This is a genomic window from Enterobacter sp. N18-03635 (assembly GCF_004006055.1).
Taxonomy (GTDB): Bacteria; Pseudomonadota; Gammaproteobacteria; order Enterobacterales; family Enterobacteriaceae; genus Enterobacter; species Enterobacter vonholyi.
In genome coordinates, this window is record NZ_CP034769.1 from 4,347,207 (window position 1) to 4,360,026 (window position 12,820).

Genomic DNA, 12,820 nt, shown 5'->3' on the forward strand with positions numbered 1-12,820 from the left:
GTTCGTGAAGTGTATCAGATTGGGCGCGTTTGCCCTACGTTTCAACCACCGCGAAAAAAACGCGCTGGAATCTCGTCTGGTGATGAATCCGCCGCTAACGTGTTGTCTTCACTGTTTGTTTTTTGTTCGCTCGCCCCTTCTCGCAGGCGAAACTCGTCGTCCTGGGCGGTGGCCTGCTCGACCAATTCCGGATTAATCTCGCGTTTAACTTCTACCCCCAGGCTGCGGAATGATTCAGCCTGCGCCAGCAGATTGCCACGTCCGGAGGCGAGTTTTTTCATCGCCTGGCGATAGTTATCCTGCGCACGATCCAGGCTTTGCCCGACTGAAGACATGTCGTCCACAAAGAGGCGCATTTTGTCGTACAGCTTGCTGGCACGATCGGCAATCTGCTGCGCGTTGCGACTCTGGTGCTCATAGCGCCACAGGTTCGCAATGGTGCGTAACGCCACCAGCAGCGTGGTGGGGCTGACCAACATAATATTATTTTTGAGCGCTTCGGTTATAAGCTCAGGCTGCCTGTCGAGTGCCAGCAGAAACGCGGGCTCTACCGGAATAAACATCAGTACATAGTCCAGCGAGCGCAGACCCGGCAGCTGCTGGTAGTCTTTTCTGCCGAGCAGGCGAATATGATTACGTACGGAGGCAATGTGCTCCTGCAGAGCTGACTCGCGCGTGTAGTCATCGTCCGCATTAAAGTAACGTTCATACGCTACCAGCGTCATCTTGGCGTCAATCACCACATCTTTGCCCTGCGGCAGCCGCACGATCACATCCGGCTGCATTCGTGAGCGGGCGTCGTTTTCGATACTCACCTGCGTTTCGTATTCATATCCTTCCCGCAGACCAGAAGCTTCCAGTACGCGGGTCAGCACCACCTCACCCCAGTTGCCCTGGGTTTTGTTGTCCCCTTTGAGCGCTCGGGTGAGGTTAACCGCTTCCTGCGCCATCTGTGCATTTAGCTGCTGAAGATTGCGAATCTCATGAGCCAGGGTGTGCCGCTCACGGGCTTCCTGACCAAAACTGTCCTGCACCTGACGACGAAAACCGTCCAGCTGCTCGCGCAGCGGCGTCAGCAGGCTGTTCAGGCTCTGGCGGTTTTGTTCGTCAACGCGGCGGTTGCTGTGCTCAAAAATGCGGTTCGCGAGGTTCTCAAACTGTTCGCTGAGACGCTGCTCGCTGTTGATCATCTGGCGGATTTTGTCTTCCGCATGCAGTTGGGTGGATTCAAGGCGGGTGGTCACTTCGCGGAGATCGGCCTCCAGTGACGTGTTGATATCACGCAGGTTGCGCAGCTCGTTGTTGAGCAACTCACACTCATCGCGCCAGTGTTCGCTCAGCGCAAGCTGCTGTTTTATAGCGCTTAAATCTGCGACCATCTCTTCTCGCTCAGCCAACTGGTCGGCCTTCTGCTGCGCATGCTGGTAGCTGGAAATCAGCCAGCCAATCCCTAAGCTCACCAACGCAATCACCGCGTAAATCAGGATTGAGATATCCACAATGCCCCCTGCATCAACGTATTACCCGCACAAAATAGAATTGTGCTGTATAAACGTCCAGTTTGAAAGGGTTTTCCTGCGAGGCGCTACGCAAAAAATAAAGGCCGAACGTGTCGGCCTTTGATTTAAGAAGAGAGGACTAGATCAGGCGACGCGCTGCTTCCACCACGATTTTCACTGCATGACTTTCGGTCTGCTTCATGGTTTCGGCGTTCGGGATCTCCTGCTGGGTACGGTTGACGATAACGCCCGCCACCATACCGGCACGCAGACCCTGGCTTGCGCACATGGTCAGCAGCGTTGCGGATTCCATTTCGTAGTTCATCACACCCATGGACTGCCACTCTTCCATTGAGCCTTTGAAACGGCTAACCACGCGGCCTGAGAAGGTATCGTAACGCTCCTGGCCCGGGTAGAAGGTGTCAGAAGAGGCGGTTACGCCCACGTGAGTGGTTGCGCCTACGGATTTCGCAGCTTCAACCAGCGCGGTGGTACATTCGAAATCAGCCACTGCCGGGAATTCCATTGGTGCAAAATGCAGGCTTGCGCCGTCCAGACGGACGGACGCGGTCGTGACCAGAACGTCGCCGACGTTGATATGCGGCTGAATAGCGCCGGTCGTACCGATACGCAGGAAAGTGCGGATGCCCAGCTGCGCCAGCTCTTCAACAGCAATAGACGTAGACGGACCACCGATACCGGTAGAGCACACGATCACCGCTTTGCCATCCAGCTCTGCGCGCCAGGTGGTGAACTCACGATGGGCAGCCAGCTTGACCGGCTTATCCATCAGCGCGGCGATCTTTTCCACACGCTCCGGATCGCCAGGGACGATGGCGAGCGTAGCCCCTTGTAAATCGTTTTTAGTGAGGCCGAGATGAAAAACATCAGACTTAGACATAGGTGACTCCTCTGTGGGTCGGTTAGTCAGAAGAAGTAAAACGGTACTTTACAGAAGCAGTAAGCATATTTTCGTGACGAACCTCACCATGAATAAAAATGGTTACATTGAATTTCCATAAAAAAGTGATTTACATCACATTAACAAGTTATATCGCCAGGTGCTGCACAAAAGATAGACCGTTTAAGGCACTGTGAGTTGTTAACCTGGTGTCTATATTTACCTTTGCGCTAACTCATTGGTACGGAGAATGCCATGACTGAAAAAACCGGTTTTGCACCTGCTGCGGCCCCACATGCTTCAACCATCGTGTCGACTCCAGAAGCGGCAATTACCGCGGGCGAGACCTCTATTCCCTCGCAGGGGGAGAATATGCCTGCTTATCACGCCCGACCAAAATCGGCAGAGGGTCCGCTACCCATCGTGATTGTGATTCAGGAGATATTTGGTGTTCACGAACACATTCGCGACCTCTGCCGCCGGCTGGCGCTGGAAGGGTATCTGGCCGTTGCGCCAGAGCTCTACTTCCGTCAGGGCGATCCGAACGACTACAGTGATATTCCAACATTGCTCAGCAACCTGGTCAGCAAAGTCCCGGACGCGCAGGTGCTGGCCGATCTCGATCATGTCGCCAGCTGGGCGGCGCGCAACGGCGGCGATCCGCATCGTCTGCTGGTCACCGGTTTCTGCTGGGGCGGTCGCATTAGCTGGCTGTATGCCGCGCATAACCCGCAGCTCAAAGCTGCTGTCGCCTGGTACGGCAAACTGGTGGGCGAAAAAACGCTGAATTCGCCTAAACATCCCGTCGATATCGCCACCGAGTTAAATGCCCCCGTGTTAGGGCTTTATGGCGGTCAGGATACCGGTATTTCGCTGGATTCGGTAGAAACCATGCGCCATGCGCTGCGTGCGGCCAATGCGAAGGCGGAGATTGTGGTGTACCCGGATGCCGGGCATGCGTTTAACGCCGATTATCGTCCGAGCTATCACGCGGAATCAGCAAAAGATGGCTGGCAGAGAATGCTGGCGTGGTTTAGCCAGTACGGTGGTAAGAAAGCGAAATAACAAAAACGCCCGGTGGCGGCTACGCCTTACCGGGCCATCCAATACCCCTACGCCTGACGCAAATTCTGCGCTGCCTTCACCATGTTCGCCAGCGCTGCGCGGGTTTCAGGCCAGCCGCGGGTTTTCAGTCCGCAGTCCGGGTTTACCCAAAGACGCTCTGCCGGAATACGCTGGGCCGCTTTTTTCAGCAGGGCTTCAATCCACTCCACGCTCGGCACGTTCGGGGAGTGGATGTCGTACACGCCCGGCCCGATTTCGTTCGGGTAGTCGAATTCTTCAAACGACTCCAGCAGCTCCATATCTGAACGCGAGGTCTCAATAGTGATCACGTCGGCGTCCAGCGCGGCAATTGAATCCATGATGTCGTTAAATTCGCAATAACACATGTGGGTGTGGATCTGAGTGTCGTCCTTCGCCACCGCGGCGTTGATGCGGAACGCCTCCACGCCCCACTGCAGGTAGGCGTCCCAGTCGCTACGACGCAGCGGCAGACCTTCGCGCAGGGCCGGTTCGTCAATCTGAATAATGCCAATGCCTGCGGCTTCCAGATCCGCCACCTCATCACGCAGCGCCAGGGCGATCTGTTTGGCGATGGTTTCACGGGTCACGTCTTCACGCGGGAAGGACCAGCAAAGAATGGTCACAGGACCGGTGAGCATGCCTTTCACCGGCTTGTCGGTCAGGGACTGGGCGTACTTCGCCCACTCAACCGTGATCGCTTCCGGACGGCTGACGTCACCGATGACCACCGGCGGCTTCACGCATCGGGAGCCATAGCTCTGCACCCAGCCGTTCTGGGTAAAGACGAAGCCGTCCAGGTGCTCGCCAAAGTATTCCACCATGTCGTTACGCTCTGCTTCACCGTGCACCAGCACGTCCAGCCCAAGGCGTTCCTGCTCGATAATCGCCTGCTTGATGTGTTCCGCGATCCCGGTGCGGTAGTGATTCGCATCCAGATTGCCCTTTTTAAAGTCCAGACGCAGGCCGCGGATCTCGGTGGTCTGCGGGAAGGAACCAATCGTCGTGGTCGGCCACGCAGGCAGATTGAAGCGGGCGCGCTGGGCTTCGACGCGCACCTCATACGGGCTCTGGCGCTGGCTGTCCTGGGCGGTGATGGCCGCCAGACGTTTTTCCACCGCCGGGTTATGCACGCGCGCGGAGTGGCGGCGCGCCCGGATCGGGGCGCTCCATTCGGTAATTGCCGCCGTGTCGCCGCTGTTCAGCGCGTCGCGCAGCAGGGCCAGCTCTTCACATTTTTGCAGCGCGAAGGCAAACCAGCTCTTTACTTCAGGGTCGAGACGGGTTTCCACGCTCAGGTCGATCGGGCTGTGCAGCAGCGAGCAGGACGAGGCCACCCACAGCTCACGTTTACCGACGATGTCTTTGATTTGTGCGTATTTCTCGGTCAGATCGGCGCGCCAGACGTTACGGCCATTCACCAGACCGGCGGAGAGCAGCCAGTCTGCGGGCAGGCGCTTGTGCAGCTCCGTCACATCATCTTTACCGTGTACAAGGTCTACGTGCAGGCCCTGCACCGGCAGCGCGGTAATCGTGTTCAGGTTCGGCGTCACGCCTTCGAAATAGGTTGTCAGTAGCAGCTTCACCTCCCCGGTGAGCGCATCATACGCCGGTTTGAAGGCATCGAGCCATTCCTGAGGCAACTCGAGCACCAGCGCCGGTTCGTCGATTTGCACCCACTGAATGCCGCGTTTGCCCAGCTCAATCAGCACCTGTTTGTAGACCGGCAGAATGTCCTTCAGCAGGCTCAGACGATCGAACTGCTCGCCTTTGACTTTCCCCAGCCACAGATAGGTCACTGGCCCCAGCAGCACGGGTTTAACCTGGTGGCCCAGCGCCAGCGCTTCGTCCACTTCATCCAGAAGCTGCGTCCAGGTCAGTTTAAACTGCTGACCTTTTACGAACTCCGGCACCATATAGTGATAGTTAGTGTTAAACCACTTGGTCATTTCCGCCGCTGCCGCTGGCTCACCCGTTGGCGCACGGCCACGGCCGATGCGGAACAGGGTATCGATATCTACCGATCCATCTTTGTTCTGATGACGAGCCGGCACGTTGCCAAGCAGCAGGCTGGTCGTCAGAACATGGTCGTACCAGGCGAAATCGCCCACCGGCAGCAGGTCAATGCCCGCCTGCTTCTGCTGATCCCAGTGGCGGGCGCGCAGCTCGCGTCCCACCGCCAGCAGCTCTTCACGCGTGGCGTTACCCGCCCAGTAGCTTTCTTGCGCTTTTTTCAGCTCGCGACGCAGGCCAACGCGAGGGAAACCGAGAGTGTGATTGCGGATTGTCATGGTGTACCCCTTGTGAAATTCGTTATTTAGACGTCCAGATGTTTACACTTCTATAATTGGCAGGTACTGTATATTCCTCAAGCGCAAAATGTTCATGGCGAAGTGAAGGACTTTCATGATCGAGATTAAACACCTGAAAACGCTACAAGCGTTGCGAAACTGCGGTTCGCTCGCGGCTGCTGCGGCCACGCTGCACCAGACACAGTCCGCCCTTTCTCACCAGTTCAGCGATCTGGAACAACGCCTCGGCTTCCGTCTTTTTGTGCGTAAAAGCCAGCCGCTACGCTTTACGCCGCAGGGTGAAATTCTCCTTCAGCTGGCGAATCAGGTTCTGCCACAGATCGCGAGCGCGCTGCAGGCGTGTAACGAACCGCAGCAGACCAAACTGCGTATCGCTATTGAGTGCCACAGCTGTATTCAGTGGCTGACCCCCGCGCTTGAGAACTTCCGCCAGAAGTGGCCGCAGGTGGAGATGGACTTTAAATCCGGCGTGACGTTCGACCCGCAGCCATCGCTGCAGCAGGGCGAGCTGGATCTGGTCATGACCTCTGACATTCTGCCGCGCAGCGGCCTGCACTATTCGCCGATGTTTGATTATGAGGTGCGCCTGGTGCTGGCGCCGGACCACCCGCTGGCGGCCAAAACGCGCATCACGCCGGAAGACCTGGCGACGGAAACGCTGCTGATTTACCCGGTTCAGCGCAGTCGTCTGGATATCTGGCGTCACTTCCTGCAGCCCGCGGGCATTAGCCCGCAGCTGAAAAGCGTGGATAACACCCTGCTGCTGATTCAGATGGTGGCGGCCAGCATGGGTATCGCGGCGCTGCCGCACTGGGTGGTGGAGAGTTTTGAACGCCAGGGCCTGGTGGTGACCAAAACCCTGGGAGAAGGACTGTGGAGCCGGCTGTACGCTGCCGTGCGCGATGGGGAGCAGCGTCAGCCGATTACGGAGGCGTTTATTCGCTCAGCGCGGAACCACGCGTGCGACCATCTTCCGTTTGTGCGGAGCGCGGAGCGACCCAGCGTCGATGGACCCACAGCGAAGCCAGGATCACCGCTCCCCCAATAAGGAAGCTTGGCCAGTGCGGCTGTTGCTGCCAGATGGCAAGGTTGACCAGCAGCCCTGCCGGGACATGCACGTTGTTCATAATCCCCAGCGTACCGGCGTCGACCTGCGTCGCGCCGTAGTTCCACATGAAGTACCCCAACCCGGAAGCCACGACGCCCAGCCAGACCAGAACACCCCACTGTACGATGGTGGTAGGCAACTTTTGCGGGTTACCGAGCATAAACCACGCCGCTACCGCGACAATCGCGGCGCCCATATAAAACCATGCGAACGCGTTATGCTGCGGCATCGGACGGGTTTCCATCAGGCGTTTGTAGCCCACCATGCCGATAGCGAAACTGATGTTGGCGAGCTGGACGAACATCAGCCCGGTCCAGAAGTGATCGCTTACTTTGTCGTAGCGAATAATCGCCGCGCCAATCACCGCCAGCGCCGCGCTCAGCAGGTATCCCCAGCGCAGACGGCGTTTACTCAGCAGATCGTAAATCAGCGTGATGTAGAGCGGCGTCAGCACGGTAAAGAGCAGGAATTCCGAGACGGACAGATAGACGTAAGCCCGGAAGCTGAACAAATACATGATGCCGAGCTGCATCGCCCCCACCAGCATATACAGCACAATCGTTTTCAGCGACTGTCCGCGCGTGCGCAGAAACGGCAGGAACACCAGCGCCGCCAGCCCCACGCGCATGAGCACCGAGAAGTAGCTGTCGACCGAACCGGCAAGGTATTCGCCAATCAGGCTAAAGGAGAAGGCCCACAGGATAGTGGTGATAATGAGTAGCGCCACAATGCTTGTCTCTCAGAAAGAAGGAGAGGCATTGTAGCGAACTCTTTAGTTGACAACTGAGCAATAAACAACCGAATGAAGATTATTCAAGGAACAGCTTGCGCAGATACTTCGGTACCGCGTTGTCAGCGTTAGAACCAATCACTTCCAGCTCAGGATGGAGATCCTTCAGACGCTGGTGCGCGTTCTGCATGATGCAGCCCTTGCCCGCCATCGAAAGCATCTCGGCGTCGTTCATGCCGTCACCGAAGGCGATACAGTCTTTCAGCCCGAAGCCCAGACGTTTCGCAACCGCTTCCAGCGCGTGACCTTTGGAGACGCCACCCGCCATCACTTCCAGACAGGTCAGGGTTGAGAAGCTCACGTTGACGCGATCGCCCCAGCGGGCGTTGATCGCCTGTTCCAGCGGGAGCAGCTCTTCGTGGCTATCACAGGTGAAGAACACCTTGCTGATCCCTTCCGGCTCCAGCAGGCCCGGTTCGTAAAGGGAGTAGTTGAATACCGCTTCCTTGAAGAAACGCATTTCATCCGGGCGGTGGCGGTTCATAAACCAGTCGTCGTCGCGGTAAACGTTAGTGACGATAGCCGGGTTGTTATGCACCACGCCAAACAGATCGGCGGCAATATCGCGATCCAGGTTGTGGGTAAAGATCAGGTTGCCGTCGGTATCATGCACGCGCGCACCGTTGGAGGTGATCATGTACGATTTGATCTCGAGATTATCGCGGATCTGCCCCACGTCGACGTGGTGGCGGCCGGTGGCGAACACAAAGTTCACACCACGGGCAGTCAGGAGTTTTAAGGTCTCTTTCGCGTAAGGCGACAGGGTGTGGTCGGGGGAAAGCAGCGTGCCATCTAAATCAGATGCAACAACCTGGTACATAGGGATTTCAACCTCTGGTGGAAAACAAAAATCAATTATGCCTGTTGAAAAATTCAACAATGGCGTTGAGCGCGACTGAGCGCATAGCGTCCTTTTCAAAAAGGATCTCATGGAACGCGCCGTTAATGACCAGCGGTTTACCCCCTTCACAAGGGTGACCGGCAGCAGCGCGCAGTTCACAATAGCGGTCATGCATGCGGTTATCCACCACACGCTCTTCTTCCGCCTGAATCAGAAGCGTCGGCGTATCATCATCGCCTACGCCCGCCAGCACCTGCTCACCGGCCATAATACCCTCCCGCACCCAGTGCCAGGTCGGGCCGCCGACGCGTAAGCGTGGTTCATCGGCATAAAAGCGCAGGTTGCGGCGATAACGCTGCCGACTGTGGGTTAAGACGTTGATAGCGAACGGCAGCGCGCGCCAGCGTCCTGTACCTATGGCGTAACCTTCACGAATGCGCTGATGGCCCTCAGCCCAGTCAAGAAGATGGCGCACCATCCAGTCAGGAAAACGGATAACGATACCGTACATCGGCGCGGTCAGCGCAATGGCATCGCACTGGTGTTCATAACGCTGCAAAAACAGCGTCGATATCGCGCCCCCCATGGAGTGCGCAAGGATGTATCGCTTACGCCAGGGACCGGGCTGAACGTCCTGCTGCCAGAACGCGGCAAAATCGTCGACGTAATCGCTGAAGCGATCGACGTGCCCACGGTGCGTGTCCGGAAGCATACGTCCGGACAGCCCCTGCCCACGATGGTCGATAATCAGGACATCGAACCCCATATGGACCAGGTCGTAGGCCAGCTCAGCGTATTTAACGTAGCTTTCAATACGCCCAGGGCAGACCACAATCACCCGGTCATTTTTTTCATTTCGGAAACGAACGAAACGCACCGGGATGCCCCCGACGCCCGTAAACTCATCTTCCTCACGCTGCCGCCAGAAATCGGTCAGCGGCCCCATAGAGAAAGCAGCAAAAGCGTTTTCTCGTGTTTCCCAGTCCTTTTTCTGCTGAAACATTGGGTTTCCACTCACGTAATCCAGGGAATATCGTTTTTTTCGTCACCGGTCACAAAATGACTCAATAATAGCGTATTGTGGCATAAAAATAGACGGTTCGGGAGTTTCAAATGACCTTCGAGTGGTGGTTCGCCTACCTGCTGACATCCATTATCCTCAGCCTTTCTCCGGGTTCGGGTGCTATTAACACCATGACTACCTCCATCAACCACGGTTACCGCGGTGCGGTGGCGTCGATTGCCGGTTTGCAGGCCGGGCTGGGCATTCATATTGTGCTGGTTGGGATTGGTCTGGGGACACTTTTCTCCCGCTCGGTGCTGGCGTTTGAAGTGCTGAAATGGGCCGGGGCAGCTTATCTGATATGGCTCGGCATCCAGCAGTGGCGCGCGGCAGGTTCCATCAACCTGAATACTCTCGCGCAGACGCAAAACCGCGGCCATCTGTTTAAGCGGGCGGTGTTCGTCAACCTGACCAACCCGAAGAGCATCGTTTTCCTCGCCGCGCTGTTCCCGCAGTTTATCGTTCCGCATCAGCCGCAGGTGATGCAATACGTGGTGCTGGGCGCGACCACCATTATCGTCGATATCATCGTGATGATTGGTTACGCGACGCTGGCGCAGCGAATTGCGGCGTGGATTAAAGGGCCTAAGCAAATGAAGGCCCTGAATAAAGTCTTTGGCTCGCTGTTTATGCTGGTTGGCGCGCTGCTTGCGTCAGCGCGTCATGCTTAGCGAGAAATGATGAGATGAATGCCGAAGCCGGCGAACAGTGCGCCGGCGCAGCCGTCAATCCACTTCGCGATACGCTGGTAGCCGCGGCGCATCGCCGGTAAGGCGAACAGGCTGGCCACGATAGTAAACCAGGCAAAGGTTTCAACGACGATCAGCAGGAAGATGCCCCAGCGTGCGCCCGCACCGACGCTATCGCCGACAAACAGCGAGAACACCGAGCCGAAATAGATAATCGCTTTTGGGTTCGCCAGATTAGTCAGCAACCCTTTTACAAAGCTGCGACCGCCCGTTGCCAGCTCCACCTTTGGCTCTTCCGGTTTTTTCTCTTCTTTCTTCAGCGCCCCGCGCAGCATCTGGTAGCCCATCCAGCACAGGTACAGCCCGCCGCCGACCATAATGATGTTATGCAGCCAGGCCATCTTCGCCAGGATCAGGTTCAGACCGAGCAGCGCAACGGCCGCCCAGACCATAACGCCCATGGTGATACCGAGCACGCCCATCATCGCCTCTTTTCGGGAGCGGCTGACGGCCGTTTGTGACACGAAGAAAAAGTCCGGGCCGGGGCTCATCAGCGCAACGATGTGCACTAATGCCACGGTGAGAAATAGCATTAACATAATTAGCTCGCGGGGAAATAATTTAGTGAGTCATCATCCTGGCACTTTTTCGCCCGGCTGACTACTCTTCATCGTCGCCGTCGGCGTGAGAGCGAATGAGCGCCATAAACTCTTTACCGAAGCGCTCCAGCTTGCGCGTCCCCACGCCGTTGACGCTGAGCATCTCGCTGGCGCTAAGCGGCATCTGCTCGGCCATCTCAATCAGCGTCGCGTCGTTGAACACCACGTAAGGCGGGATGTTTTCTTCGTCGGCGATGGCCTTACGCAGCTTGCGCAGTTTGGCGAACAGCTTGCGGTCGTAGTTGCCGCCGTAGGATTTCTGCATCACGCGCGGCTTCAGGGCGATGACGCGCGGCACGGCGAGCTTGAGCTCAACGTCACCGCGGAGGACCGGGCGCGCCGCCTCGGTCAGCTGCAGGGCGGAGTGCTGGGCAATGTTCTGCGTGGCGAAGCCGAGGTGTATCAGCTGGCGAATAATACTCACCCAGTGCTCGTGGCTCTGCTCCTTGCCAATACCGTAGACCGGCAGCTTATCGTGGCCCATATCGCGGATACGCTGGTTATTGGCACCGCGCAGCACCTCCACCACGTAGCCCATCCCGAAGCGCTGGTTCACGCGGTAAATGGTCGAGAGCGCCTTACGCGCGTCCATCAGGCCATCGTACTGTTTCGGCGGATCCAGGCAGATATCGCAGTTGCCGCACGGCTCCTGTCGCCCTTCACCAAAGTAGTTGAGCAGAACCAGACGACGGCAGGTTTGCGCTTCGGCAAACGCGCCCATCGCGTTGAGCTTGTGGCGCTCGATATCCTGCAGCTGTCCCTGCGGCTTCTCTTCCAGACAGCGGCGCAGCCACGCCATATCGGCCGGATCGTAAAACAGCATCGCTTCCGCAGGCAGGCCGTCGCGCCCGGCGCGGCCGGTTTCCTGATAGTAGGATTCGATATTGCGCGGAATGTCGAAATGCACCACGAAGCGCACGTTGGGCTTGTTGATCCCCATCCCAAACGCCACCGTCGCGACCACGATCTGCAGGTCATCGCGCTGGAATTTTTCCTGCACGTCGGCACGGATGTGGTTCTCTAATCCGGCGTGATAGGCGGCGGCGCTAAAGCCGCGGTTTTGCAGACGCGCGGCGGTGTCTTCCACCTTTGCACGGCTGTTGCAGTAGATGATGCCGGACTTGCCGCGCTGCTCCTGGACGTAGCGCAGGAGCTGATCCAGCGGCTTGAATTTTTCCATCAGCATGTAGCGGATGTTGGGGCGGTCGAAGCTGCTGACCTGGATATAGGGGTCGTTCAGCCCGAGCAGGCGAACGATATCCAGCCGCGTGGTGTCATCCGCCGTGGCGGTAAGCGCCATAAACGGCAGCTCGGGGAAGCGCTGACGCAGCTGGCCGAGGGCGGCGTATTCCGGGCGGAAATCGTGTCCCCACTGGGAGATACAGTGCGCTTCATCCACCGCCAGCAGGACCGGGTTCCAGTGCGCCAGGTGGTCAAGGAAGTTATCCAGCATCAGGCGTTCCGGCGCGATATACAGCAGGCGGATCTGCCCGGTGCGGCACCCGGCCATGACCTCTTGCTGCTGCTCCCGGGTTTGGGTCGAGTTGAGACAGGCCGCCGCCACTCCGTTGGCGAGTAGCTGGTCAACCTGGTCTTTCATTAGAGAAATGAGGGGGGATACCACGACCGTCAGGCCGTTAAGCACCAGCGCGGGCACCTGATAACAGAGGGACTTGCCGCCACCGGTAGGCATCACCACCAGGCAATCACGACCTTCCAGCACCGTTTCAATGATGGTTTCCTGGCCAGGGCGGAACTGCTGGTAGCCAAAGGTTTCATGCAAAACCTGTTTAGCCAGCGACTCCTGATTCAATACTTCCGCCTGCGCCACGTTAACCCCATATGCCTGAAATGAAACAGGCGCTATTTTCAGCG

11 protein-coding genes are annotated in these 12,820 nt (G+C 57.4%); 3 read left to right on the forward strand and 8 right to left on the reverse strand.

Annotation, left to right across the window (positions count from 1 at the left end; all coding sequences use genetic code 11):
- Window positions 1–41 precede the first annotated feature (41 nt).
- Together rmuC and udp are read right to left on the reverse strand one after the other, a co-directional pair.
- Window positions 42–1,499 (reverse strand): DNA recombination protein RmuC, encoded by a 1,458-nt coding sequence (gene rmuC / locus ELK40_RS21635; protein ID WP_127732580.1) that lies wholly within the window; start codon window positions 1,497–1,499, stop codon window positions 42–44.
- Between the two features lie 139 nt (window positions 1,500–1,638).
- Window positions 1,639–2,400: a uridine phosphorylase gene (gene udp, locus ELK40_RS21640; RefSeq protein WP_003860792.1), complete on the reverse strand. Its 762-nt coding sequence runs from the start codon at window positions 2,398–2,400 to the stop codon at window positions 1,639–1,641.
- A gap of 255 nt (window positions 2,401–2,655) precedes the next feature.
- Between udp and ELK40_RS21645 the strand changes: the two genes are divergently transcribed.
- Window positions 2,656–3,465 carry a dienelactone hydrolase family protein gene (locus ELK40_RS21645; protein ID WP_127732582.1) on the forward strand — a complete coding sequence of 270 codons (810 nt, stop codon included), beginning with the start codon at window positions 2,656–2,658 and terminating at the stop codon, window positions 3,463–3,465.
- A 47-nt stretch (window positions 3,466–3,512) separates the two neighbouring features.
- Here ELK40_RS21645 and metE read toward each other — a convergent pair whose 3' ends face one another.
- Complete coding sequence (gene metE / locus ELK40_RS21650; protein ID WP_127732584.1) at window positions 3,513–5,774, reverse strand: 5-methyltetrahydropteroyltriglutamate--homocysteine S-methyltransferase; 2,262 nt, start codon at window positions 5,772–5,774, stop codon at window positions 3,513–3,515.
- 115 nt (window positions 5,775–5,889) lie between these two features.
- On the opposite strand from metE, the gene metR reads away from it, so the two are divergent.
- Window positions 5,890–6,843 (forward strand): HTH-type transcriptional regulator MetR, encoded by a 954-nt coding sequence (metR, locus tag ELK40_RS21655; RefSeq protein WP_127732586.1) that lies wholly within the window; start codon window positions 5,890–5,892, stop codon window positions 6,841–6,843.
- Here the strand turns inward: metR and ELK40_RS21660 are convergent.
- From ELK40_RS21660 to pldB, 3 genes are all read right to left on the reverse strand, one after another.
- A complete protein-coding gene (locus ELK40_RS21660) occupies window positions 6,731–7,630 on the reverse strand; it encodes a carboxylate/amino acid/amine transporter (protein ID WP_115877019.1) in 900 nt (299 codons plus the stop codon). The two genes, metR and ELK40_RS21660, sit on opposite strands and share 113 nt — an antisense overlap.
- A gap of 82 nt (window positions 7,631–7,712) precedes the next feature.
- Window positions 7,713–8,513, reverse strand: coding sequence for a sugar/pyridoxal phosphate phosphatase YigL (gene yigL / locus ELK40_RS21665; RefSeq protein WP_029741831.1), 801 nt, complete (start codon window positions 8,511–8,513; stop codon window positions 7,713–7,715).
- Between the two features lie 31 nt (window positions 8,514–8,544).
- A complete protein-coding gene (gene pldB / locus ELK40_RS21670) occupies window positions 8,545–9,537 on the reverse strand; it encodes a lysophospholipase L2 (RefSeq protein ID WP_111963538.1) in 993 nt (330 codons plus the stop codon).
- A gap of 110 nt (window positions 9,538–9,647) precedes the next feature.
- Between pldB and rhtB the strand changes: the two genes are divergently transcribed.
- A complete protein-coding gene (gene rhtB, locus ELK40_RS21675; protein WP_111963537.1) occupies window positions 9,648–10,268 on the forward strand; it encodes a homoserine/homoserine lactone efflux protein in 621 nt (206 codons plus the stop codon).
- Here rhtB and rhtC read toward each other — a convergent pair.
- Together rhtC and recQ are read right to left on the reverse strand one after the other, a co-directional pair.
- Complete coding sequence (gene rhtC, locus ELK40_RS21680; RefSeq protein WP_111963536.1) at window positions 10,265–10,885, reverse strand: threonine export protein RhtC; 621 nt, start codon at window positions 10,883–10,885, stop codon at window positions 10,265–10,267. The genes rhtB and rhtC overlap by 4 nt on opposite strands.
- Window positions 10,886–10,946: 61 nt before the next feature.
- Window positions 10,947–12,776 carry an ATP-dependent DNA helicase RecQ gene (gene recQ / locus ELK40_RS21685; protein ID WP_029741834.1) on the reverse strand — a complete coding sequence of 610 codons (1,830 nt, stop codon included), beginning with the start codon at window positions 12,774–12,776 and terminating at the stop codon, window positions 10,947–10,949.
- Window positions 12,777–12,820: the final 44 nt, after the last annotated feature.

Excerpts from the sequence above, each read along its gene's own strand:
- yigL (WP_029741831.1), bottom strand. The coding sequence starts at position 8,513 with ATGTACCAGGTTGTTGCATCTGATTTAGATGGCACGCTGCTTTCCCCC.
- metR (WP_127732586.1), top strand. The coding sequence starts at position 5,890 with ATGATCGAGATTAAACACCTGAAAACGCTACAAGCGTTGCGAAACTGC.
- metE (WP_127732584.1), bottom strand. The coding sequence starts at position 5,774 with ATGACAATCCGCAATCACACTCTCGGTTTCCCTCGCGTTGGCCTGCGT.
- ELK40_RS21645 (WP_127732582.1), top strand. The coding sequence starts at position 2,656 with ATGACTGAAAAAACCGGTTTTGCACCTGCTGCGGCCCCACATGCTTCA.
- rhtB (WP_111963537.1), top strand. The coding sequence starts at position 9,648 with ATGACCTTCGAGTGGTGGTTCGCCTACCTGCTGACATCCATTATCCTC.
- rhtC (WP_111963536.1), bottom strand. The coding sequence starts at position 10,885 with ATGTTAATGCTATTTCTCACCGTGGCATTAGTGCACATCGTTGCGCTG.
- pldB (WP_111963538.1), bottom strand. The coding sequence starts at position 9,537 with ATGTTTCAGCAGAAAAAGGACTGGGAAACACGAGAAAACGCTTTTGCT.
- udp (WP_003860792.1), bottom strand. The coding sequence starts at position 2,400 with ATGTCTAAGTCTGATGTTTTTCATCTCGGCCTCACTAAAAACGATTTA.